Source organism: Delftia sp. S65, assembly GCF_016516495.1.
Classification (GTDB): Bacteria; Pseudomonadota; Gammaproteobacteria; order Burkholderiales; family Burkholderiaceae_C; genus Comamonas; species Comamonas acidovorans.
In genome coordinates this window covers 1-23,836 of record NZ_JACVUR010000042.1, presented here as the reverse complement: position 1 = coordinate 23,836, position 23,836 = coordinate 1, and the positions used below count along the sequence as shown (strand labels likewise).

Here is a 23,836-nt window from a genome sequence, read left to right as displayed (position 1 = left end):
CTGCAAATCTGCATCACCAAAACCGCCATGAACTGGGATGACACCCGCATCTTCCTCGCGCTGACGCGCACGCCCTCCCTGCGCGCCGCCGCGCGCAGCCTGGGCGTGGACCAGGCCACCGTGGGCCGGCGCCTGAACGCGCTGGAGGCCGAGCTGGGCAGCAAGCTGTTTTTGCGCGCCAGGGATGGCTACCTGCTCACCGCCGCTGGCGAGGCCGCGCTGGGCGCCGCGCGGCGCATGGAAGGCGCGGCGCTGGACCTGCGCACGCGCATCGAGGGGCTGGACGACAGCCCGGCCGGCCTGGTGCGCGTGACCAGCACCGACTCGATCGCCACCGAATTCCTGCTGCCCGCCATAGAGCGCCTGCAGCAGCGCTGGCCCGGCATCCGCGTCGATCTGGAGGTGTCCACGCACATGCTGAACCTGGGCCGCCGCCAGGCCGATATCGCGTTTCGCAACGTTCGCCCCGAGGCACCCGAGCTGGTGGTGCGCCGCGTGGTCGCCTGGCCCGTGGGACTGTTTGCGAGCGCCGCCTACGTGGCGCGCTTTGGCCAGCCGTCGGCAGAGGACGAGTTGCGCGGCCACCACCTCGTGGTCTATGGCCCCTTTCTGGAACAGCGGCCCGTTCCCACCATGGTCGATGTGCCCGCGCGCCAGGCCCGGATTGCCATGGCCGCCAACTCCAGCCTGCTGGTGCGCAAGGCCGTGGCGGCAGGCATCGGCCTGGGCGAAATGCCCGTGAGCATGGGCGAGCGCGAAGGCCTGCTGCGCATCTGGCCCCAGCGCCAGCGCTCGGACGACTACGAGGTCTGGCAGGTCATGCACCCCGACCTGCAGCGCACGGCCCGGGTGCGCGTCACGGCCGAGTTCCTGGCCCAGGCGCTGGGCCAGACGATCAGCCCTGCTCCAGCAGCACCCGGATGAGGAGATGCGGCTGCAGCGGCTTTTCCAGATAGTGGTCAAAGCCTGCCTGCAGCGCCTGGGTGCGGTCCTGCTCCCGGGCAAAGGCGCTGAGCGCCACGATCTTCACCTGTCTTGTTCCGCCAAAGTGCGCGGCCTCCGCTTCGCGCAGGGCCTTGACCAGCTGGAACCCGTCCTTTCCCGGCAGCCCTATGTCACTGACGATGAGGCTGGGCCACTGCGCCTGGACCAGGGCCATGGCCTGGTCGAAGTTCTCGGCACTCCTGACGGTGGCGCCCTGGTCGGTCAGCACCACTTTCAGCATTTCGCTGGTGTCCGCATTGTCTTCAACGATGACGATGTCCTTGCCTTTCAGGGATTCGCCATTTTCAAGATGCACATTCATCGGGTCGGCCGGGGAGGCGCTTGCCTCGTGCAGCGGAATCTCCACCCGCATGGTGACGCCACGGCCCACGCCTTCGCTGTGGGCGCGCACGGTGCCCCCATGCAGCTCCACCAGGTGCTTGACGATGGACAGCCCCAATCCCAGGCCGGAATGGCCACGGGTGGCGGGGGCGGAGGCCTGCGAGAAGCGCTCGAAAACATGGGGAAGGAATTCAGGCGTGATGCCCACGCCCTCGTCCGCCACGCTCATCACCAGGCTTTCGTCACTGATTTCAAGGCCCACCTTCACCACGCTGCGCGCATTGGAGAACTTGATGGCGTTGGAGACCAGGTTCCACAGGATTTGCTGGAATCGCGTGACATCGATCCACGCCATGATTTCATCGGACGGCGCCTCGAACTGCAGGGTGATGTTCTTGTCGGCGGCGTTGTCGCGCAACGGCTCCAGGCTTTGCACGGCCAATGAGCAGACATTGACCTCCTCGCGGTGCAGATTGAGTTTTCCCGTCGTCAGGCGCGAGATATCCAGAATGTCCGCAATGATGCGGCTTTGAGCCTTCACGCCTTTCTCGATGGCATCTATGCCTTTCTTGAGCATGGCCTCGCTGAGGTTGGCGCGCTTGAGCAAATGCGTGCCCCCGTTGAGCAGGGACAGCGGCGTGCGCAGTTCATGCGAGAGCACGGCGACAAAATCATCCTTGGTGCGGCTGATGCGCTCTGCGGCCACGCGCGCCGCCTGCTCCTGCTCCAGCATCTGCTGGCGCTGCCTCTCGAACTCCAGGGACTCCGTCAGGTCCTGGGCCACGGCCAGGCGGATGCCGGGCTCGATGGGATCGGAGAACTTCCAGGAGATCAGGCGCTCCTGCCCGTCTGCCGGGAGGATGGGGAACTCGCCGCGCCAGGACTTTTCGGGGTCTTCGGTCAATTGCTGCGCAGCTTTTTCCCGAACGGCCTGCGGAACAAAGCCGATCAGCGGCTTGCCCGCCAGGTCGTCAATGCCGCGCTGCAGCAGTGCCTGCGCCTGGGAGTTGGCATCGCTGATCAGGCCGTCGGCGCTGACCAGCATCATGGCCGCCGGCGCCTGGTCATAGATGGCGCGAAAGCGTGACTCGCTGCGGCGCAGCCCGTCTTCCGCCAGGCGTGCGCGGATCAGGGCATGCAGCGTGGCAATCAGCAGCTGCGGCTCCACGGGGTGCACCATGTAGGCGTCGGCCCCTGCGTTGAGGCCCGCCACCTGGTGATTGCTTTTCACATACTCGGCCGACAGGTGCACCACGGGAATCAGGCTGGTATGCCGCGCACCGCGGATGGTGCGGCATACGTCAAAGCCCGAGATATCGGGCAAGTGCACATCCAGCACCACGGCGGCCACGCCGGTCTCCGACAGGGCAATGGCCTTTTCCCCGGTTTCCGCCTCGACCGTCTGGAATCCCGCCGCCCTGATGACCCGTGCCGTGGAGTAGCGCGTGGCAGGGTTGTCGTCAACGACAAGAATGGTGTGCAGGCTTCGGTCGAATGAGGGAAGAATCATTCCAGTCGTGTTCTTGGGCATGATGTTCCTGTTGTTTTTGATGGGATGAAGACCGGCTTGGCCGTATCAGGCCTTCAGATCCTTGGTATCGACCGGAAGATGCGCGGGAACGATCACGGAGAAGGTCGAGCCTTCGCCCAGGGCGCTTTGCACTTCCACCCAGCCCCCCAGAAGCTGCGCCAGCTGCTTGGACAGGGCCAGGCCCAGGCCCGTGCCCCGCAGGCGCTTCTGGATGGGTGAATCGACCTGGGTGAAGTCATTGAAAATCGCGTCGTGGAATTCCGAGGCGATGCCTATGCCGGTATCCGCCACCGAGAATTTCACCAGCATGTCCCCCACCAGTTCTGCCGACACCTTGATCTCACCCTGCGGCGTGAATTTCAGTGCATTGGAGATGAAGTTTCTGAGGATCTGCGAGAGCTTGCGGTTGTCGGTGTAGAAGCGCGGCAGATCACCGGGCTCTTCGAACACCAGGCTCAACTCCACGTTGTCCGCCATGGCCTTGAACATGCCGCGCAAGGCGGCAAACAAATCCATCATCTCGAACCAGCCCGGCGAGATTTCCAGGCGGCCCGCCTCGATCTTGGCCAGGTCGAGCAGGTCGTTGACCATCTCGGAAAACTCGGCGGCGGTTTCCTGGATGAAGCCGACCTGCCGGGTCTGCTCGGTGGTGAGCGGTCCATCCACATGGTCCAGCAGCAGGCGCGCATTGCTGCGGATGGCGCCTATGGGCGTGCGGAACTCATGGCTCATGTAGGAGAGGAAATGGCTCTTGAGCTCGGTGGCCTTGCGCAGCTTCTCGGCCTGCACATCCAGCTCGCCGTAGAGCGCGACCACGCCGCGATTGGTCTCGTCCAGCTCCTCGCGCAAGGACCTGATCTCGGCGCGGCACAGTTCCAGTTCAGCTTTGAGATCGTCTTCGTTCATTGTTCTTCCTCGGCCTTGAGGACGACCACGGTGGCGTCATCCCTGCTGCGGGTGTTGTGCCAGAGAAGGCAGGCGGCCAGCAGACCGGGGTCCCTGCCCAGCAGGCCCGCATAGTCCTCATGCTTCCAGCGGGCAGACACGCCGTCGGAGTGCAGCACCAGAACGCCATGGTCAAGGCTGGAGCAGTCGGCCACCCTGGGCCGCGAGATCTGTACACCTGCCGTGCCGTGCTGGCTGCTCAGGGAAAGGCTGGCCACGCCATTGAAAAGCCTGCCACTGATGTTTCCCGCACCGCAGCTGTGCACGGCCTGTGCGCCGAAGCGCACCGCCAACAGGGCCGCCCCGCGCGTGCCGCGCAGCGCTGCATGGGCCTGGGCCACGAACTCGTCCAGCGGCATGGCGGCATCGGCACCGCCGTTCCGGTTCTCGTTCCCGTTCCCATTCCAGTTCTGCGACGCAAAGACATCTACCGCCGCCCGGGCCGCCTCGCCCGCCAGCGGTCCATGGCCCAGGCCATCGGCCACCAGCACCTCGGCCAGCCCCGCGCCCGACCTGACCGCCCAGGCGTCGCCGCTGATGGTCTCGGGCGCAACGGCCAGGCAAACGGCGCCCATGCGCAGCGACAGTGCCGACGGCGCCGTGCGGCCTTCGCGCAGCCGCGCCAGGCTCACCGTGCCGGCGGCTTCGGAGACGACAAAGAAGTCGTCGGCCACCCTGGAGATGGCCCCCAGGCCCGTGCCCGGCGAGCCCGAGCCGGTGCTCACCCCGTCCTGCATGGCGGTGGCGATGTCCTCGATGCCCGGGCCGCGATCGACACAGATGATTTCGATGTCATGCAGGGGCGGCCGCGCGGCTATCCAGATTTCAGCGTCCCGGGCATGCCGCACCAGGTTGGTGGCCAGCTCGGTCGCCACCAGCCCCGAACGGCCCATGTCCTCGTCGCCCCAGCCCATGTCGGAGGCCAGTGCAACCACATGGCGCCTGACCTCACCCACACGGCTCGCATCGCCTATTGGAAATGAACGATGGGTCCAGCCCCGGATTACTTCCACTTGGTGATACTCACTCGTGTGCCCTGGCCCAGCTCGGTTTCTATCTTGAAATCATTCACCAGCCGCTTGCTTCCCGGCAGGCCCAGGCCCATTCCCATGCCGGTGGTGAAACCATCGGTCATGGCCATTTTCAGATCCTTGATTCCAGGCCCTGTGTCTTCAAAAATCAATTGCAAGGCCTGTTTTCCATTGACTTCGATGATGGCCCAGTTCATGTGGCCACCTTTTCCATGAATCAGCGTATTGCGGGACAGCTCGCTTGCAGCGGTAATCATCTTTGTCTGATCGACCAGCGAGAACTTCAGCATCTGGCAAAGCGAGCGCACCGTTTGGCGCGTGGCAACAATCTGCTGCTCGTTTTGTAACGGCATTTGGCCGCTGCGATCATGTTCCAAGGGTGGCTCCCGACTGCTGGGCCCGCAAAAGGGCCATTCCCCTCTCGACGGTCATCGCCGTCCTGACCCCGCCAAGGGACAGGCCCAACTCCACCAGGGTGATTGCAACGGCAGGCTGCATGCCCACCACGACGGTGGCGGCAGACAGGATGCGGGCAATGCCCGAGATGGTCACCAGCATGCGCCCGACGAAGGAGTCCACCACCTCCAGCGCCGAGATATCGATCATGACGCCGCTGGCGCCCGTGCTCGCGATGCGCTCGGCCAGGTCGTCCTGGAGCGCCAGCGCCGTCTGGTCCTGCATGTCGATCTGGATGGAAACCAGCAGCACATCGCCCATGCGCAGGATTGGAATGCGGTCCATGGATGGCTCACTCCTGTGCTTGGCGGGTGATGCGCCAGCCGGTCTTACCCATGGCCAGCTTGAGCGCCTCGGCCAGTGTGGCCTTGGTGGTGATGTCGCGCATGTCGATGCCCAGGTGCACGATGGTCTGGGCAATCTGGGGCCGAATGCCGCTGATGATGCAGTCCGCACCCATCAGGCGAATGGCCGTCACGGTGCGCAGCAGGTGCTGGGCCACCAGCGTGTCCACCGTGGGCACGCCGGTGATGTCGATGATGGCCAGCTCCGACTCGGTCGACACCAGGCTTTGCAGCAAGGACTCCATCACCACCTGGGTGCGGTTGCTGTCCAGCGTGCCGATCAGCGGAATGGCCAGCACCCCCTCCCACAGCTTGACGACGGGGGTGGACAGCTCCAGCAATTCTTCCTGCTGGCGGATGATGATCTCCTCGCGTGCCTGCTGGAAGCTGCTGACCGTGTGCTGGGCCATGTTGTCCACCAGCACGGTGGCCCTCCAGATTTCCTGGATGGCCGCAGCAGGATCGCCCGACAGCCCGCGCTGGATGTGTGCGAACAGCGGCTTTTTCAGCGACAGGATGAACTGGCTGGTTTCACCGGCACGCTGGCCCTGGGCGGCGCGGGTGCGGGACAGCTCGGCCAGCAGGCGCCGCGCGGAATTCCAGCCCTCGTCCGAAAACCTTTGCGGATCGGCGCCGGAAGCGAAGGCGCCCACAATGGCGTTGATAATCCCGCGCGCATCTTTTTCAGCATTCTTCCCGAGCGTGGAATCACCCGCGCTGGCCTGGGCCATCCAATCATGGATCAAGGCATCAATATCATTTTGGAGTGTTTGCTGGATAATTCCGGTCATAGATATTTGCTGGATTTCAAATAAATTATTCGTTGAGGCTGCCAGAGAACTGCATTGGTGAAAATACAGCTGGCGTGCCAACCATGTTTTCTGCAGATTATTTACTGGCACCCTCGCCACGAGAGACACATTTTGTAATATCAAATAGCATCTTCCTGTAAGGGTTTTTCGACAGATGCATGTCCGCCAAGCCGCGACCTGGTCAGCAAGCCCCCGGTACGCAGCCACGGGGGACGCGGGCACGCCGGCTCCGCCCTTCCTGGAGGGCGGAACCGGCGCCGGAAGCAGCCCGCAACCCGTGTGCTCACAGGTTTTCTCATCCGTCAAACTGCGCAATGCATGCCCTTGGAAAATCCCAAGGACATTTCACACCTGGGCGCGGCAAGGCCATACACTGCCCAGCCTTTCTGAAATACGCCATGCCTGATATTGACCATGCAAACAACGCCTTCCACAAAAACAATCGTCAATCAGATTTTTGATGAGGACCGTTTGTCGGAGCTATTGAAACAAGAAGCCTCTCATGGCCTGGGTTTCGAGCAATGCGAATTCGATGGATTGAATCTCTATCAACTCGATTTGCAGGGCGCGCAATTTGTGGAGTGCAGTTTTGCCGACACCTGCTTTGAAAGCTGCCAACTGGCCGGCACCCGCTGGCTGCATTGCAAGGCGGGCCGCGCCGATTTTCGGCTGGCCAACCTGACGGATGCCCTGTTTTGCCAGAGCGACCTGAACAACACCAACTGGGAATTGGCCAAGCTGGCCTCAGCGCGCTTTCTTGAAGTCAAGCTGACCGGCGCCAGGTTTGGCGGTGCGCAAACCCTGGGCATTGATTTTCATGAGTCCCTGCTGATTGGTGCCGATCTGCGCGGCATGTCCTTCCGCAAGAAAACGCTGGAGGGCCTGAACTTCAGCGATGCCGATCTGGCCGGCTGCGACTTCCGCGATGCCGTTTTCCACAAGGCAAGCCTGCGCGATGCCCATCTCAAGAATGCCCGGTTCGATGGCGCGGACCTGCGCTCGGCGGACTTGCGCGGCTTGACGATTGCCTCGCTCAGCCAGCATTTCAAGGGCAGCCTGATCTCGCATGAGCAGGCTGCCGAGCTGGTGGGCGGGCTGGGCGTGCGCGTGATGTGAAGTCGAGGCGGGCGCGCCGCCACCGCCATCCGCACTCAGTAAACGATGTCGTGCTCGTACAGCAGCCTGGAGATGTCCTTGGGCACAAAGCCTGTCAGCAGCGAGTTCTCGTCGAGCAGATTGATGAACTCCCCCGCCGTGCAGGACTTGGAGTGGTCAATGATGAAGTCCAGGAACTCCTCGCTGACGCGGTCACCATCCTGCTCGAAGGACCAGCTGTGCTCCTGGCCGCCCGACTGGAAGCGCAGCGTGACGGTGTCGCCCTCCATGCCGGATTCGATGCCCTCATAGCCGATGGCGCCACCGCAAGCCTTGGCGAAGCGCTTGAGCAGGGCCACGTAGTCTTCGTCGGCATCGTTGTCTTCGCCAATGCCGCCATCGAACAATTTCACCTGGGCGGCCTTGGTGTGCTGGCGCAGTGCCGCCATCAAGGCGTACTCGTCCTCGATGGAGGCGATGTCGAAATCCGCAGGCACGATGCCGTGCGTCTTCATGGCGGAGGCAATCACGGCGACAGGGTTCTGGCTCTGGGTCATGGTGGTGTCTGAAAGGGTTGCGGGATCGGAGACGGTGCCGATGATAGGCACAGCCTGTGCCTGCGCACTGGACATCTTGTCCGGTGGCGTCCGGCTTGCGCCTTCAGTCTGTGGAAGCGGGCCTGCGCCTGTCCTTGCGCAGCATGTCCAGATAGAGCGCTTCCACCTTCTCGCGCGCCCAGGGCGTCTTGCGCAGGAATTTGAGGCTGGAGCTGACGCTGGGGTCCAGCGTGAAGCAGCGCACCGGAACCTGCCGTGCCAGGGCAGGCCAGCCATAGCGGGCCTCCAGGGCACGGACGATGGCTTCGAGCGTGACGCCGTGCAGCGGATTGCGGGGCTGGGCAGCGGGGGGCGGAGTTTCTTGCATGGGGTGATTCTCCCTTGTGATGGACCGCAAGCCCGGCAGTGCGGTGCACGCGCTGGTGCCGAGGTTGGCAGCGGCAGGACAGGTTCCGCAGAAACGGGGCTGCGCCGGCACTGTGCGAGCGCGGAAAAATTTGTAAACACATGAAACCAAAGAGGAAGTTTCTGTAGCATTCACGGCGTCCCTGCCTCTTCTTCGAACCCGCTTCCATGCCTGCCCTGTCCCTTCGCCAGAAACTGCTGGCTCCGCTGGTTTTCTGCCTGCTGGCGCTGCTTGCGCTGACCCTGTTCAACGCCTACCAGGCACGCAGCAAGGCCTATGAGGCCCGGCAGCAGGCGCTGCGGGACTTTGTCGATTCGGCAGACAGCCTGATTGCCGCCATTGCGGCAGAGGCCAAGGCCGGCAAGCTGCCTGAAGAAGACGCCAAGGCCACGGCCATTGCCCGCGTGGGGCAGCTGCGCTATGCCGGTGGTGCGGGCTACATCACCAGCATCACGACGGATTCCGTGGTGCTGAACAACCCCGCAAGCCCGGGCATCAACGGCAAGAACATGGCCGGCTTCCAGGACGCCAAGGGCAGCTACCTCTACCGCAGCATTGCCGCCGTGGGCGCTTCTGCCCAGGGCAACGGCTACCTCACCTACTGGTGGCCCCGTCCCGGCGCGAAGGAGCCCAGCGAGAAGCTGGCCTATGCCAAGCGATCCACCTCCTGGAACTGGGACCTGATCGCGGGTGACTATGTGGACGACATCCAGCGGGCCTTCATCGCCACCATCATCAAGTCGGTGGCGGCGCTGGCGGTGCTGGGCGCACTGCTGTCGTTGATCGCCTGGATGGCCACGCGCAGCGTGCTCCAGGCCATCGGCGGAGAGCCGGCCGTGGCGGCAGCGATCGCCAACCGCATCGCCGCCGGGGATCTGTCGCAAACCGGGCTGGAGGGGGCATCGCACGCACCGGAAGGCAGCGTGATCGCGGCGGTGCAGCGTATGAGCGAGCAGCTGCGCCAACTGGTGACGCGCATCCATGACACGGCGGGCATCATCCACCGCTCGGCCGGCGAGATTGCCACGGGCAGCCTGGACCTGTCGCAGCGCACGGAGCAGCAGGCCAGCTCGCTGGAGGAAACGGCGGCCTCCATGGAGCAGTTGACCGCCACGGTGCACCAGAACGCGGAAAACGCGCAGCAGGCAAGCCAGATCGCCTCGGGCGCCTGCGCGGTGGCCGAGCGCGGCGGCACCGTGGTGGACCAGGTGGTGAGCACGATGGGCGAGATCAATACCTCGTCGCGCCGCGTGGTGGACATCATCGGCGTGATCGACGGCATCGCCTTCCAGACCAACATCCTCGCGCTGAACGCGGCCGTGGAGGCTGCGCGCGCTGGCGACCAGGGGCGCGGCTTCGCGGTCGTGGCGGGCGAGGTGCGCACCCTGGCGCAGCGCAGCGCCTCGGCCGCGCGCGAGATCAAGACGCTGATCCAGGCCTCGGTGGAGCGTGTGGATGCCGGCGCCACCCTGGTGGACCAGGCCGGGCAGACCATGCGCGAAGTGGTCACCACGGTGCGCAACATCACAGGCATCGTGACCGAGATCGCCTCGGCCAGCCGCGAGCAAAGCACCGGCATCGAGCAGGTGGGCCATGCCGTGACCGACATGGACCGCGTGACCCAGCAGAACGCCGCACTGGTGGAGCAGTCCTCGGCCGCCACGCAGGTGCTGCAGCAGGAGTCGGAGAAGCTCTCCCGCCTGACGGCATCGTTCAAACTCTAGGCTTCGCTTCCCTTCTCTTTTCAGACATGATCACCTGCTACCTGCGCTACATCATCGACCCGTTCAAGGCCAAGGAATTCGAGGAGTACGGCAAGACCTGGATTCCGCTGGTCGAGAAATTCGGCGGCAAGCACCACGGCTACTTCCTGCCGTCCGAAGGCGCCAACAATGTGGCGCTGGCCATGTTCAGCTTCCCCAGCATGGCGCTGTACGAGGAGTACCGCATCAAGTCCATGCAGGACCCCGAGTGCCAGGCCGCCTTCCGCTACGCGGAGGACACGCGCTGCATCCTGAGCTACGAGCGCAGCTTCATGCGCCCGGTGTTCGGCTGAACCTCCCCCGGGGGGGGGGGGGGGGGGGGGGGGGGGGGGGGGGGGGGGGGGGGGGGGGGGCCCCCCCCCCCCCCCCCCCCCCCCCCCCCCCCCCCCCCCCCCCCCCCCCCCTGGGGGGGGGCCCGCGTTTGCAAATACGGAATCGGTATTTTCACAACTGAAGCACGCTAACTAGCATCCATCCCATTGCAATCTTTTGAGGATGGAGCGCGTGAACAAGCGTCGTTTCCTGCTGGCCGGCCCTTCTCTGCTGGCCGCTGCCGCCCTGGCTTCCACCACCGCCGCGCGGGCTGCGGCCGACCCCAGGACCCGATTGGTCGTTGCCGACCAGAGCGAGCTGCTGCGCCACCTGCTGGATGCCAGCGGCGAGCGCAAGCGCCTGGGCTTTCAGCTGGAGCTGCCCAACTTCGCGGGCGGCCCGGCCATCTTCGAGGCCATACGCGCAGGCGCGCTGGACATTGCCTATGTGGGCGACACGCCGCCCATCCAGGCGCGTGCCGCCGGCGTGCAGCTGCCCATCATCGCCACCTTCACGCGCGAGCGCGCCCAGTACCGGCTGGTGCAGCGTGCCGATGCAGGCATAGAGCGCCTGGCCGACCTGCGCGGCAAGCGCCTGAGCTATGTGGAAGGCTCGGGCCGCCAGGTCTTCCTGATCGAGGCATTGACACGCGCGGGCCTGACGCTGGCCGACGTGAAGCTGGTCAACCTGCGCGTGGCCGAACTCAACGACGCGCTGCGCGCCAAGGCCGTGGACGTGGCCGTGCTCATGGAGCCCCATGTCACGCGCCTGGGCAAGCAGATCGGCGCGCGGCCCGTGCCCGATCCGCAGGAGCGCACGCTGCTGCCCGCCACCTCGTACATCTACGCACGGCCCGACGTGCTGGCCGACCCGGCCAAGTCCCAGGCCATCGTCGATTTCCTGGGCGCCTTCGTGCGCGCAGGCAAGTGGAGCAATGGCCACGAGCAGGAATGGGGCCGCCACTACTACACGCAGTTCCAGCGCATCGATGCGGAGAGCACGGCGGCCATCCTGGCATCGCAGTCCGACCTGCTGTTCCAGACGGCCGCCGAGGCGCAGCCCCACCACCAGAAGCTGATCGACATCCTGCACGCCGCCGGCAGCCTGCCGCAGCGGCTGGATGCGGCCGGCTCCTTCGTGTCCACCTACGACCGCGTGATCGTGGCCAACCGATGAACCGGCCAGAAAACACACGATGACGCAAGCGCAACTGGACATCAACGCGGCCGGTCTGGCACCGGCCACCGCAGCCACCGCTCAATCCGCGCCCGCCCCCCGGGCCGCCGTGCAACTGGTGCCCGCGCGCCTGTCGCAGGGCGCGCTGCTGGTGGGCCCCGGCCTGCTGCTGGTGCTGTGGGAGGCGGCATCGCGCCTGGGCTGGCTGTCGCCCGAGACACTGACCGCGCCCTCGCAGGCCCTGGTCGCCGGCTACGGCATGGTGGCCGACGGCAGCCTGCTGCCCCACCTGCTGGCATCGGCAGGCCGTGCCTACAGCGGGTTGCTGCTGGGCGTGGTGGCTGGCGTGCTGCTGGCCCTGGCCTCGGGCCTGACGCGCACGGGCGAGGCCCTGCTGGACGGCCTGGTGCAGATCAAGCGCGCCGTGCCCACGCTGGCGCTGATTCCCCTGGCCATCATCTGGCTGGGCATTGGCGAGTCCATGAAGATCTTTCTGATCTTCACGGCCGTGCTGGTGCCCGTCTACATCAACACCCACGCGGCCCTGCGCGGCATCGACATCGGCCATGTGGAGCTGGCCCAGACCCTGGGCCTGTCGCGCGCCGAATTCATCCGCAAGGTGGCGCTGCCGGGCGCACTGCCGGGCTTCTTCGTGGGCCTGCGCATTGCCGTGTCGCTGTGCTGGACGGCGCTGGTGGTGCTGGAGCTGATCAACACGCAGACCGGCATCGGCTACCTCATGAACCGCGCCCGCGACTGGGGGCAGACCGATGTGATTGTGGTGGGCATCCTCATCTACGCCCTGCTGGGCCTGCTGTCCGACGCCGTGGTGCGCCGCATCGAGGCGCATGTGCTGTCCTACCGGAGGTCGCTGGGATCATGAGCCATCACCCCACCCCGGGCGCCGTGCGGCTGCAGCGCTTCACGCGCAGCTTTGGCGGCAAGAACGTGCTGGACGCCATCGACCTGGACATTGCCCCGGGCCAGTTCGTGGCCCTGCTGGGCGAGTCCGGATCGGGCAAGACCACCTTGCTGCGCGCGCTCGCCGGGCTGGACGGCCATGCGCAGTCCAGCGGCGCGGCCAGTGCGCAGGGCAATGTGTCCGTGCTGTTCCAGGATGCTCGCCTGCTGCCCTGGCTGTCGGTGCTGGACAACCTCACGCTGGGTCTGGACGCGCGCGCCGTGCTGCCCGCAGCACGGCAAATCCTGCACGACGTGGGCCTGCAGGACAAGGCCGGCGCCTGGCCCGCCACGCTGTCGGGCGGCCAGAAGCAGCGCGCATCGCTGGCCCGCAGCCTGCTGCGCGACCCGCACGTGCTGCTGGCTGACGAACCCTTCGGCGCGCTGGACGCGCTCACGCGCATGCGCATGCACGGCCTGCTGCTGCGCCTGGTCGAGCGCATACGGCCCACGGTCATCCTCGTCACGCACGATGTGGACGAATCCCTGCTGCTGGCCGACCGGATCCTGGTGCTCAGGGACGGCCGCATCGCCGAGGACCACGCCGTGGACCTGCCCCATCCTCGCCGCCCCGACCATCCTGTCTTCATGCAGCTGCGCGCCACCTTGCTGCGCAGCCTGGGCGTCGAGACAGAGATCGCCTGACGCCGGCCCCGCCCGCGAAACAACCCACACAACAAAGGACTGCTCCCATGTCTCGGCAACTGCACCTGAACCTGTTCCTCATGACGCGCGGCCACCATGAAGGCGCCTGGCGCCATCCCGGCGCCAACCGCAAGGCGCTCACCGACCTGGAGCTGTACGTCGATGCCGCACGCATCGCCGAGGCCGCCAAATTCGACGCCGTCTTCCTGGCCGACAGCCTGGTCGGGCCCGAGAACGGCCAGCAGATCACCTCGGGCCTGCTGGACCCGCTGGTGCTGCTGACGGCACTGGCGCTGCGCACCGAGCGCATCGGCCTGATCGGCACCGCCTCCACCACCTACAGCCATGCCTATACGCTGGCGCGCCAGTTCGCCTCGCTGGACCATCTGTCCAAGGGGCGGGCGGGCTGGAACATCGTCACTTCCTGGGCGCCCAACGCGGGCCTGAACTTCGGACTGGCCGACAACGTGGACCACGGCGACCGCTACCGCATCGCCGAGGAATTCGTGTCCGCCGTCGATGCGCTGTGGCGCAGCTTTCCGGCCAGCGCCCTGCTGGACGACACGGCGGCCGGCCAGTTCCTCGACGCATCGCAGATCCAGCCCGTCCACTTCGAGGGCAAATACATACGCACGCGCGGCCCGCTCAACGTGCCCGGCAGCCCGCAGGGCCGGCCCGTCTTCGTGCAGGCCGGCCAGTCCGAGTCCGGCCGCGCCTTTGCCGCGCAATGGGCCGAGGCCATCTTCACGGCCCACGGCTCGCGGGAATCGGCCCAGGCCTTCTATGCCGACATCAAGGGACAGGCGCAGCAGCTGGGCCGCCGCCCGCGGGACATCGTGATCCTGCCCGGCATCAGCGCCGCCATAGGCTCCACCGAATACGAGGCGCGCCAGGTCTGGGAAGAGCTCGACAGCCTGACCAGCATCGAGGTCGGCCTGGCCCGCCTGTCCGCACGCTTTGGCGGCCACGACTTCTCCGCCGTGCCGCTGGACCGCCTGCTCACGCGCGACGACTTCCCCGATCCCGACAAGGTCGAGGCCTCGCGCAGCCGCGCCGTGGGCTACGTGGAAACCAGCCTGCGCGACGGCCTCACCCTGCGCGGCCTGCTCAAGCGCCTGGCCGGCGCCCGCGGCCACCTGGCCGTGGCCGGCACGCCCGAACAGGTGGCCGACATCATCGAAGACTGGTTCAGGCACGGCGCAGCCGACGGCTTCAACGTCATGCCGCCCATACTCAACCAGCAGTTCGAGCTGTTCACCAGCGAAGTCGTGCCGATCCTGCGCAAGCGCGGCCTGTTCCGCGAGGAATACGAAAGCCGCACGCTGCGCGGGCATTTCGGGCTGGGGGAGCTGGCGGGGACGGGAGCGGTTGGTGCCCCAGCCGCCCGCCCAAGGGAGCAAGCGCTGGCGGCTTGACCGATGCGGCGCTGCGGCTGCACAGACAGGCCTACAGCAGAATGTCCGCCGTGGGGTACTTCCAGAAGTCGCGCAGCAGGTAGCTGATCGGCAGGTTCAGATTCGTGGAGCTGGGTGGAATCGGCTGCATGAACCACTTCTCGTAGATGGGGTGGATTTCGCGGCTGGTGATGATCCGCTTCATCTCTTCATCGACCAGTTTCTTGAACGCGGTATCGGCCTTCGGCAGCATGATGGCCAGGGGTTCGGTGGACAGGAACTTGCCCACCACCTTCAGGGCGCGTGGATCGGGCCGTGCAGCGGCCAGCCCGTTGAGAAGCACGTCATCCATCACGAACGCGTCGGCTTCGCCCTTCTCCACCATCTCCAGGGCCCTCGCGTGATCGGGGGCCTCCACAATGGTGATGCCCATGAGGCGCTGCCTGTTGGCCTGCGTCACCAGAGCCATCGGGCTGGTGCCCTTGGTGGAAACCAGCTTTTTGCCCTTGAGATCCTCCATCGCGTTGATGGTGCTTTCGGCCTTCACGAGCATCCGGGCGCCGGTGATGAAATGGGGAACCGTGAACGCCACGGTCTGGCGCCGCTGCGCGTTGTTCGTGGTCGAACCGCACTCCATGTCGGCCTTGCCCTGCTCGATCGCGGCCATGCGATTGGCGGGCGTGACCATCAGGAACTCCACCTTCATGTCCTTCCTGCCTGTCTGCTTGCGCACCGCCTCGGCCAGGCGAAGGCACAGATCCAGCGCGTAACCGACGGGCTTGCCGCTGCGCGTGTCGATGTAGGAGAAGGGGACCGACGATTCCCGGTGCGCAATCACCAGCGCGCCACCGGCCTGGACCTTGTCCAGCACACCGGCTGCAGATACACCGCTCAAGGCCGACAGGCCCAACGCACCCAACGCAATTCCCCACTGGCGAAAGATCATCGAAGTCCTTGGATCGCAGGCGCTGGGCGGCGCCCAGCAGTGTCGTGACAGGTTATACACGTATTGTTACCTGATGCGCAAACCTGGGCTGCTGGCGGTTTTGCCGGCACCTTGGCCACTGGCTTTTCCCCCTCCCCCGTTATGGCAGGATCACCAGCACCAGAATTACCGAGGGATATCCCATGCTGATCAACTGCGTCGCCTACGAAAACGGGGCCAAGCTGGCGGACATTCCCGTCGCCGACATCAGCAACTACATAGAGCGGCCCGGCTGCTTCGTCTGGGTGGCGCTGGCGGACGCCACGCCGGCCGAGCTGGAGGAAATGCGCCAGGAGTTCGGCCTGCATGCCCTGGCCGTGGAGGATGCGCTGCACGGCCACCAGCGGCCCAAGCTGGAGGAGTACGGCAGCTCGCTGTTTGCCGTGATGCACCTGCTCGAGCCCGAGCCCGAGCGGCCCGGCCACTTCAATCACGGCGAGGTCGATGTCTTCGTGGGCTCCAACTATGTGCTGTCGGTGCGCAACCGCAGCAAGCGCGGTTTCCTGGGCGTGCGCGAGCGCTGCGAGAGCGAGCCCGAGCTGCTGCGCCACGGCTCGGGCTTTGTGCTGTATGCGCTGATGGATGCGGTGGTGGACCGCTACTTTCCCATCATCGACGCGCTGGAGGTGGAGCTCGAGCAGATCGAGCAGCAGATCTTCACCAAGGGCGCGGCGCGCGACAACATCAAGCAGCTGTATGAACTCAAGGGCCGCGCCATGGACCTCAAGCACGCCGTGGCCCCCCTGCTGGAAGCCGTGGGCAAGCTCAACGGAGGGCGCGTCCCCCAGATCTGCGTGGGCTCCAGGGACTACTTCCGCGATGTGATGGATCACCTGGGCCGCATCAACGCCCAGATCGACACCATGCGCGACACCGTGGGCACGGCCATCCAGGTGAACCTGTCCATGGTGTCCATCGAGGAAAACGAAGTCACCAAGCGGCTGGCAGCCTGGGCCAGTATCTTCGCCATCTGCACGGCCTTCTTCGGCGTCTGGGGAATGAACTTCGAGAACATGCCCGAACTGAAGTGGCAATACGGCTATCCGGCCGCACTGCTGTTCGTGCTGGGCGTTTGCGGCCTGCTTTACTACAAGTTCCGCAAGGCGGGGTGGCTGTAGGCGGCGGGAAGGCGAGCGGTGCCAGGGTATTCACCCAGCCGCACCGTCACAGCCGCGTCACACATCCACGCCACCATCCCAGGCGCCAACTCCTGGACGCCCGGATTCCCCACCATGTACGACGAACTTCTGCCCGACCACCATGATTCGCTGATGCAGCGCATCGAACGCGATCTGCTCGACAGCTACGACGAAGAACTGGAGATGGAGATAGACGACGCCCGCCTGAGCAGCGGTGGCGAAGATCTGGACGGTGCCGACTCCGTGAGCCGCCAGACCTACTTTCGCGAACTGCTGCGCCTGCAGGGCGAGCTGGTCAAGCTGCAGGACTGGGTGCAGCACCACAGGAAAAAGGTGGTCATTCTCTTCGAGGGCCGCGATGCGGCCGGCAAGGGCGGCGTGATCAAGCGCATCACCCAGCGCCTGAACCCTCGCGTGTGCCGCGTGGCCGCCCTGCCCGCGCCCAATGACCGCGAGCGCACGCAGTGGTATTTCCAGCGCTATGTCTCCCACCTGCCTGCGGGCGGCGAGATCGTTCTCTTTGACCGCAGCTGGTACAACCGCGCGGGCGTGGAACGCGTGATGGGCTTTTGCTCCGACGAGGAGTACGAGGAGTTCTTCCGCTCCGTGCCCGAGTTCGAGAAGATGCTGGTGCGCTCGGGCATCACGCTGGTGAAGTACTGGTTCTCCATCACCGACGACGAGCAGCACCTGCGCTTTCTGGGCCGCGTGCACGACCCGCTCAAGCAGTGGAAGCTCAGTCCCATGGACTTCGAGAGCCGCCGCCGCTGGGAGGACTACACCAAGGCCAAGGAAGCCATGCTGGAGCGCACCCACATCGCCGAGGCGCCCTGGTGGCTGGTGCAGGCCGTGGACAAGAAGAAGGCCCGGCTCAACTGCATCTCCCACCTGCTGACCCAGCTGCCCTACGAAGAGATAGAGCACCCGGCCATCGTGCTGCCAGAGCGCACGCGCAATCCCGAATACACACGCAACCCCGTTCCCCAGCACATGTACGTTCCGGACAAGTACTGACACCCCCTGAGGCGCTTCGCGCCTTCCCCCTCTCTACCCGCTTTGCGGGGGAGGGGGACGACACCCTCGGTGCGGGGGCGGCCCTTCCTTGGTGTCTCTGGCTTCAGCAAGTGCCCATTTCATGCGCACGGCCGACTTTCAGACCTTATGCGCCTCGCCGTCCTCCACGGATGCCTCGGACGCCTCAGGCGTCTCTGGCGTCTCTGGCGCTGGCTCTGCCTCGGCGACTGCAGCCGCCTGCGGCGCCTCGACAACCTCGGCCGCACGCTTGCGCCGGTCCTGCTCCAGCAGCGCGGTCAGCGCCGCGTGGATGCGCTCCAGCGTGCCGCCCGGGTTGACCCACCAGTCCGTGGACCAGATGCGCAGAATCTGCCAGCCCAGGCCGCGCAGCACCTGCTCGCGCAGCTTGTCGCGGTCGCGCGCCGTGGCCGAGCGGTGGTAGGTGGCGCCGTCGCACTCCACGCCCGCCAGGTAGCTGCCCGCATGGTCCGGGTGCACCACGCCCAGGTCCACGCGGAACGAGGATGCGCCGATCTGCGTGTGCACGCGCCAGCCCTTGCGCTCCAGCGCCTGGGCCACGCTGGCCTCGAACGGGCTGTCGAAATCGCCCTGGCTGCCATGGTGCGACTCGGCCAGCGCGCGCGGGCCGCGCTCGGCAAATTCCAGGAAGTGCTTGAGGTCGCGCACGCCCGCCGCCTGGGTGCGCGACAGGTCCATCTGCTCGCCACGCAGGCTGGAGAAGATGCGAAGCTCCTGCCGCGCGCGCGTCACCGCCACGTTCAGCCGCCGCTCGCCGCCATCGCGGTTGAGCGGGCCGAAGTTCATGGACACCGCGCCCGAGATATCGGGCCCGTAGGTGATGGAAAAATACATGATGTCCCGCTCGTCGCCCTGCACGCTTTCCAGGTTCTTGACGAAGACGGGCTCCAGCAGCACATCGGAGAAAAACGGCTCCAGCCCCGGGTCCTTGCGCCGCTCCTCGTCCAGCAAATCCTCGATCAGGCTTTGCTGCTCGGAGTTGAAGGTGACCACGCCGATGGTGGCACCCGACTGCGCAAACCCCGGCGACTTCAGGCGCGCCACCAGGTCGGCCACCAGGGCCTTGGCCTCGGGCTGGTTGATGCGGGCGCCACCCTTCTCATAGCGGCCCTGCACGGCGTGGAAGCTGACGGCGCGGTCGTCGGTGACGGGCGAGGGAAAGGTCACCAGCCCGCCGCCGTAGTAGCGGTGGTTGCTGAAGGCGATCAGGCTTTCATGGCGCGAGCGGTAGTGCCACGACAGGTTGCGCGTGGGCAGGCTGGCGCCCAGGCATTCGTCCAGGATGCTTTCCATGTCGCCTTCCACGCCCTGCGTATCGTCGTCGAAGGTGTCGGAGGTGTCGGCGCGGCCGAAGAAGCTGGTGGGCGGCAGTTGCTTGGGATCGCCCACCATGACCACCTGCCTGGCCCGCGCCATGGCGCCGATGGCGTCCCAGACGGGGATCTGCGAGGCCTCGTCGAAGATGACGATGTCGAAGTTGCTGGTCTCGGCGCTCAGGTACTGGGCAATGGACAGCGGACTCATCAGCAGGCAGGGCGTCAGGCGCAGCACGGCCGAGGGGATCTGCTCCAGCAGCTGGCGCAGCGGCAGGTGCTGGCGCTTCTTGGTGATCTCGCGCCGCAGGATGCCCCACTCGCTGTTGCGCTGGATGCTGTCGGCCGACGGCAGGCCCGCGCACAGCCGCGCACGTATCCACTGGCGCGTGACCGAGGTGAATTCATCGTCCAGCGCGCGGAAGTCGGCAATGCGCCGCTCATGCTCGGCAGAGACGAAGCGCTTGAGCACCTCGTCCTCGTCCACGGCCAGCGCCAGCCACCAGCGCGCGTAGTTGACCTCGAAGGCCTTGGGTGCCTGGGCCGGCTCCAGGCTGCCGGACTCGATGGCGTCGGCCAGCGCACCCAGCCCGCCCGCGCGGGCCGCGGCCTGGGCATTGCGCCAGGCGCACCAGGCATGCAGGCCGCCCTGCCCGGCCAGCACGCCGCCCGCCGTCGCCGCCAGCTGCTCGGCCGTGCGCTGGGCCAGGGCACGCTGCTGCGGCTCGCCATGGGCTGCCGCCGCGCTGAAAGGGTCTATGGCCGCGTGCAGGCCGGCCAGGCTGTCCAGCAACTGCTGGCAGGCCATGCCGACTGCGGCACCCTCGCCCAGCTCGGCGCTGCGCAAGGCCAGCACCTGGTGCAGGGCCTGGCGTGCCTGGGCCAGCTCGGCCTCCTGCCAGCCCAGCCCGGTCAGCCCTGCCTGCAGCGATCCCTGCAGGCGCAGCGCATGCTCCACGGCTTGCGGGCGCGTGTCCAGGCCGTCCCAGACGCCGGGGCAGCGCAAGCGCAGCTCGTCCAGCGCCAGCAGCTGTTCCTCGATGGCGCTGCGGGCCGCCAGCTGCGCATGGGCCTGCTGCAGTGCCGCGCCACAGCGGCCCTGGGCCACGGCGGCGTGCGATGCCATCAGGCCGCCGCGCCGCGTCAGTTGCAGGCGCTCGCGCTCGAAGGCCAGCGCGTCCTGCAAGGCCTGGGCATCGGTTTCCAGGCCGCGCCACAGGCCGTGGCTGGCATCGGTCAGCGGCAGGTAGCCGTCGAGCTGGCGGTCGATCTGGTACAGGGCCTGCAGGCGCTGCACTTCGGCCGCCCAGCGCTCGCCGCCATGGCCTTCGGCCACGGCCTCCAGTCCGTCGAGCGAGAAGGATTTCTGCGCACGCGCGGCCAGCAGGGCCGCATTGGCCTTCAGGGCGCTGCGCGCATGGTCGGTGCGCGTGCGGTGTCCGGCCCACAGGCCGTCGGCTGCGGCGCCGGGCTGGATCTGGTCCAGTTCCTCGCGCAGACCCCGGATGCGCACCAGGGCGGCCAGGTCATCGGCCACGCGCGGCTCGCCCGCGCCTTCGATGGTGGCCTCCAGCGCCGCGCGCACCTTGCGCCGGCCCAGCCAGGACAGCGGCCACAAGGACTTGCCGGCCCTGGCCCATTCGCGCTGCAGCTGCGAGACATTGAGCTGGCCCACGCCCGCGCCGTACTTGACGGACAGGCCCTGGCGCAGCGCCGCGATCTCGTCGATGCACTGCAGGCCGCGCTCCAGCTCGTCGCCCAGGGCCACGGGCCAGGGGGTGCCCAGCCCGGCCTGCAGGCGCCGGCGCTGCGCCAGCAGGTCCAGCGCCTGGGCCAGGCGCGTCTGCAGCTCGGCCGGCCAGGGCGCCGGAATCTGTGCGGACAGATCACCGTGCTGCGCCAGCAGCTGCAGGCCCGATTGCAGGGATTCGCCAATGCGCGCGCCGTCAGGCAGCACGCAGAAAGCCAGGTTGCGGCCTGCGGCCGCAGGCAGCGCGCGCGCGATCACACCCAGCGCCGAGCGCGCCTGGCGTCCCAGCGCCGGCCACTCGATGCGCAGCAGCCGGCCCAGCTGCTGCGCCGCCTCGGCAAAGCCCTGGCCTGCATCGTGCAGCGCCTGGGCGGCATCCACCATCTGCTGCTGCCAGCGCACGGACCAGTCGCTGGCCTGCACCGTGGCCAGCGGCCCGTCCTTCAGATGCTGCGCGCCCACGGCCTGGGCATTGGCCTGCAGGCGGCCCGCAGTCTCGCGCAAAAGGGCCAGGCCCGCTTCGTCATGGGCCTGGGGCGTGGGCCAGTGAAATCCCAGGCGCGGCAGCGCCTCGCCACCGGCCACGGCGCCAATGGCGCGGTAGATGGTCCAGCCGTTGGCGTGGCGCCGGTGCAGGCGCTCCACATAGGCCGACAGCTGCTCGCGCAGGCGGCCGAGCTGGCTGGCCTTGGCGGCCCAGGCCTCGGCATCCACCTGGCCATGCGAGTCCCAGGATTTCTGCAGCTGGCCCAGCACGTCGAGCTTGCGGCTCTTGTTGGAGTGCAGCTCCAGGCAGAACTCGCCCAGGCCCACTTCGCGCAGGCGGCGGTAGACCACGTCCAGCGCGGCGATTTTCTCGGCCACGAAGAGCACGCGCTTGTCCTCGGCCAGGCACTGCGCGATCAGGTTGGCAATGGTCTGGCTCTTGCCCGTGCCCGGCGGGCCGATGAGTACGAAGTCCTTGCCGCGCGCAGCGGCCATCACGGCCGACAGCTGCGATGAATCGGCCGGCAGCGGGCTGAAGACCTGCTGCGGCGCGAACTCCTGGTCCAGCCGCCGCGTGTCGGGAAAGGTGATCTCCGAGCGATAGGGCTCGCGCGGCGTGTCGATCAGGTGGGCGACCACGGGCGAGCTGCGCAGCTGGTCGGCGCGCTCGGCCAGGTCCTTCCACATCAGGTATTTGGCGAAGGAGAACATGGACAGCACCACGTCCTCGCTGACCTCCCAGCCGCGCACGTCCTTGATCGCCTCGCGCACGCGGGCCCAGATGCCGGTGATGTCCAGCCCGGCCTCGTCGCGCGGCAGGTCGCCTGCGGGCACGCCCAGCTCCAGCTGGAAGTCCTGGCGCAGCATCTCGACCAGCGTGGGATTGAAGCGCGGCTCGTCCTCATGCGCCTGCAGCGTGAAGCCAGAGCGCGCGCTCTTGCGCTCCAGCGTGACGGGCAGCAGGATCAGCGGCGCGCGCACGCGCACATCGGGCTTGTCGGGCCGGCTCCAGACCAGAAAGCCCAGGGCCACGAACAAGGTGTTGGCGCCGCCTTCCTGCAGCGCGTTGCGCGCGCCGCGGAACAGCTCCACAAAGCGGCTGTCCAGCTCCAGCGGCTCCAGGTCGATGAAGACCTCGCGCCGATGCAGCGCCTCTTCGGCGTGCGCGCCGCGCAGGTCTTCCAGGCTGCGCGCCTCGTGCAATGGCTGGCTGCGCGGGTCCTTGCCCTGCATGAGCTCGGGGCTGGGCAGCAGCTTGAGCACCTGGCCCCGGGCCAGCGTGTCCTCCAGCGCGGGCGCGGCCACCTGCAGCAGCAGCGATTTCTTGCCGGGCTTGAAGTTGAGCAGCGCATTGCGCAGCGACAGGTCCAGCAGCCGGCGCTGCCAGCGCGCCAGCCTGTCCTTGGGATCGAGTTGGGAGGTGGGCACTTCGCGTGCCTGCGCCTGCGCCAGGAGTTCGGGCGGCGGCTCCACGGTGAGCCGTGGCTCGACCTGGCCTTCGCCCGCCTCGGGCGCGGCGTCCTGCGGCTGAGCCAGCGCCAGCGGGCGGATGCGCTGCATGCGCGCGCGCCGCACGTCCACCAGCAGCTCGAACTGGTCCTCGTGCTCTTCGGCCAGCTGGCGCGCGCCCTGGGCAATGGCCTGGCTGAAGGCCACGGCCTGGCCTTGCGCGGCCAGCGTGGTCTCGAAGACCACCAGCTCCTGCAGCTTGAGCCGCTTGCGCACGGCCGTGATGTCATCGACCACGGCGGTCGAGAATTCCTGCCTGCCCAGCCACAGGCCCACGAAGGCATGGCCGCGCGTGAAAACCAGCAGCGGGTTCAGGTGCGCCTGCTCCAGGCAGGAGGCGAACAGCAGCGTCAGGTCCAGGCAGGTGGCCAGGCCCGCATCCAGCACCTGGGTCGCGCCGCGTATCTTCTGGCCCGCATGCTCGAAGCTGGCCGGCGGCAGCGCGTAGTTGAGTTTCTTCTGGAGCACGGAAGTCCAGATGGCCGAGGCCAGTTCCCAGGCCCGCTGCGGCCCCTGTTCATAGCCGTTGATGGCGCCGGACTTGCCCGCCGCCTCCAGCGCCTGCGCCGCGCCCTTGAGGATGCGGTCCACGGCCGGGTCGTTGGGTTGCACGAAGGCCGTCACCATCTCGGGCAAATGCCCCAGGCCGCCCCACTGGTTGCGGGCCAGCAGTTCCAGCGGGTGTTCGTGCCGGGCCAGCACCGTCTCTGCCGGCTGGCCGCTGCGCAGCTCCAGCCGCAGCACGGCAGGCTCGGCCTCGGTCAGGCGCGAGAGCAAGGCGCCGTCCAGCGCCACATCCAGGTCGGTCAGCGCATAGGTGCTGTGCGCGGCCACCGACTCCAGGCGCC

Annotated in this window: 20 protein-coding genes; 10 read left to right on the top strand and 10 right to left on the bottom strand. The window is 66.9% G+C overall.

Going from position 1 to position 23,836, the window contains the following annotated elements; genetic code table 11:
• Positions 1 to 27 precede the first annotated feature (27 nt).
• Complete coding sequence (locus IAE24_RS24560) at positions 28 to 924, top strand: LysR family transcriptional regulator (RefSeq protein ID WP_034398816.1); 897 nt, start codon at positions 28 to 30, stop codon at positions 922 to 924.
• Here the strand turns inward: IAE24_RS24560 and IAE24_RS24555 are convergent.
• From IAE24_RS24555 to IAE24_RS24530, 6 genes are read right to left on the bottom strand one after another with little or no spacing between them, the layout of a single operon-like run.
• The gene (locus IAE24_RS24555) at positions 896 to 2,857 is read right to left on the bottom strand and encodes a hybrid sensor histidine kinase/response regulator (RefSeq protein WP_199959408.1); all 1,962 of its coding nucleotides are present in this window, start codon (positions 2,855 to 2,857) and stop codon (positions 896 to 898) included. The two genes, IAE24_RS24560 and IAE24_RS24555, sit on opposite strands and share 29 nt — an antisense overlap.
• Positions 2,858 to 2,902: 45 nt before the next feature.
• Positions 2,903 to 3,763 (bottom strand): sensor histidine kinase, encoded by an 861-nt coding sequence (locus IAE24_RS24550; protein WP_012206210.1) that lies wholly within the window; start codon positions 3,761 to 3,763, stop codon positions 2,903 to 2,905.
• Positions 3,760 to 4,758: an ATP-binding protein gene (locus IAE24_RS24545; protein WP_325100565.1), complete on the bottom strand. Its 999-nt coding sequence runs from the start codon at positions 4,756 to 4,758 to the stop codon at positions 3,760 to 3,762. Before IAE24_RS24545 ends, IAE24_RS24550 begins: the two co-directional genes overlap by 4 nt.
• A 47-nt stretch (positions 4,759 to 4,805) precedes the next feature.
• Positions 4,806 to 5,210 carry an anti-sigma regulatory factor gene (locus IAE24_RS24540; protein ID WP_012206212.1) on the bottom strand — a complete coding sequence of 135 codons (405 nt, stop codon included), beginning with the start codon at positions 5,208 to 5,210 and terminating at the stop codon, positions 4,806 to 4,808.
• On the bottom strand, positions 5,200 to 5,574 hold the full coding sequence (locus tag IAE24_RS24535; RefSeq protein ID WP_012206213.1) for an STAS domain-containing protein: 375 nt from the start codon (positions 5,572 to 5,574) through the stop codon (positions 5,200 to 5,202). The genes IAE24_RS24540 and IAE24_RS24535 overlap by 11 nt, the downstream gene beginning before the upstream one ends.
• Before the next feature lie 7 nt (positions 5,575 to 5,581).
• Positions 5,582 to 6,424 carry an STAS domain-containing protein gene (locus IAE24_RS24530; RefSeq protein ID WP_199959839.1) on the bottom strand — a complete coding sequence of 281 codons (843 nt, stop codon included), beginning with the start codon at positions 6,422 to 6,424 and terminating at the stop codon, positions 5,582 to 5,584.
• A 435-nt stretch (positions 6,425 to 6,859) separates the two neighbouring features.
• Here IAE24_RS24530 and IAE24_RS24525 point away from each other — a divergent pair, with 435 nt between their 5' ends.
• Positions 6,860 to 7,561, top strand: coding sequence for a pentapeptide repeat-containing protein (locus IAE24_RS24525; RefSeq protein ID WP_043821199.1), 702 nt, complete (start codon positions 6,860 to 6,862; stop codon positions 7,559 to 7,561).
• Positions 7,562 to 7,596: 35 nt separating this feature from the next.
• Here the strand turns inward: IAE24_RS24525 and IAE24_RS24520 are convergent, their stop codons facing one another.
• Together IAE24_RS24520 and IAE24_RS24515 are read right to left on the bottom strand one after the other, a co-directional pair.
• Complete coding sequence (locus IAE24_RS24520) at positions 7,597 to 8,097, bottom strand: hypothetical protein (protein ID WP_157059694.1); 501 nt, start codon at positions 8,095 to 8,097, stop codon at positions 7,597 to 7,599.
• A 103-nt stretch (positions 8,098 to 8,200) separates the two neighbouring features.
• The gene (locus IAE24_RS24515) at positions 8,201 to 8,464 is read right to left on the bottom strand and encodes a VF530 family DNA-binding protein (RefSeq protein ID WP_013801851.1); all 264 of its coding nucleotides are present in this window, start codon (positions 8,462 to 8,464) and stop codon (positions 8,201 to 8,203) included.
• Between the two features lie 206 nt (positions 8,465 to 8,670).
• Between IAE24_RS24515 and IAE24_RS24510 the strand changes: the two genes are divergently transcribed.
• The 6 genes from IAE24_RS24510 to IAE24_RS24485 all read left to right on the top strand — a co-directional run bounded on the left by IAE24_RS24510 (position 8,671) and on the right by IAE24_RS24485 (position 14,774).
• Positions 8,671 to 10,227 (top strand): methyl-accepting chemotaxis protein, encoded by a 1,557-nt coding sequence (locus IAE24_RS24510; protein WP_199959415.1) that lies wholly within the window; start codon positions 8,671 to 8,673, stop codon positions 10,225 to 10,227.
• Between the two features lie 26 nt (positions 10,228 to 10,253).
• Positions 10,254 to 10,559: an NIPSNAP family protein gene (locus tag IAE24_RS24505; RefSeq protein WP_012206218.1), complete on the top strand. Its 306-nt coding sequence runs from the start codon at positions 10,254 to 10,256 to the stop codon at positions 10,557 to 10,559.
• Positions 10,560 to 10,761: 202 nt separating this feature from the next.
• Positions 10,762 to 11,754, top strand: coding sequence for an ABC transporter substrate-binding protein (locus IAE24_RS24500; RefSeq protein WP_012206219.1), 993 nt, complete (start codon positions 10,762 to 10,764; stop codon positions 11,752 to 11,754).
• Between the two features lie 19 nt (positions 11,755 to 11,773).
• Positions 11,774 to 12,637, top strand: coding sequence for an ABC transporter permease (locus IAE24_RS24495; RefSeq protein ID WP_199959417.1), 864 nt, complete (start codon positions 11,774 to 11,776; stop codon positions 12,635 to 12,637).
• Entirely contained in the window at positions 12,634 to 13,359 is a 726-nt protein-coding gene (locus IAE24_RS24490) for an ABC transporter ATP-binding protein (protein WP_199959419.1), read from the top strand. Before IAE24_RS24495 ends, IAE24_RS24490 begins: the two co-directional genes overlap by 4 nt.
• A gap of 47 nt (positions 13,360 to 13,406) precedes the next feature.
• Complete coding sequence (locus IAE24_RS24485) at positions 13,407 to 14,774, top strand: LLM class flavin-dependent oxidoreductase (protein ID WP_199959421.1); 1,368 nt, start codon at positions 13,407 to 13,409, stop codon at positions 14,772 to 14,774.
• A gap of 31 nt (positions 14,775 to 14,805) precedes the next feature.
• On the opposite strand, the gene IAE24_RS24480 is transcribed toward IAE24_RS24485, so the two are convergent.
• Positions 14,806 to 15,699 (bottom strand): amino acid ABC transporter substrate-binding protein, encoded by an 894-nt coding sequence (locus tag IAE24_RS24480; protein ID WP_199959423.1) that lies wholly within the window; start codon positions 15,697 to 15,699, stop codon positions 14,806 to 14,808.
• 182 nt (positions 15,700 to 15,881) lie between these two features.
• Here IAE24_RS24480 and corA point away from each other — a divergent pair, with 182 nt between their 5' ends.
• Positions 15,882 to 16,856: a magnesium/cobalt transporter CorA gene (gene corA / locus IAE24_RS24475; protein ID WP_012206223.1), complete on the top strand. Its 975-nt coding sequence runs from the start codon at positions 15,882 to 15,884 to the stop codon at positions 16,854 to 16,856.
• A 114-nt stretch (positions 16,857 to 16,970) separates the two neighbouring features.
• On the top strand, positions 16,971 to 17,891 hold the full coding sequence (gene ppk2, locus IAE24_RS24470) for a polyphosphate kinase 2 (protein ID WP_199959434.1): 921 nt from the start codon (positions 16,971 to 16,973) through the stop codon (positions 17,889 to 17,891).
• 138 nt (positions 17,892 to 18,029) lie between these two features.
• On the opposite strand, the gene IAE24_RS24465 is transcribed toward ppk2, so the two are convergent.
• Positions 18,030 to 23,836 (bottom strand): DUF4011 domain-containing protein (locus IAE24_RS24465; protein WP_200016394.1); only part of this gene is annotated, 5,807 nt, incomplete at its 5' end.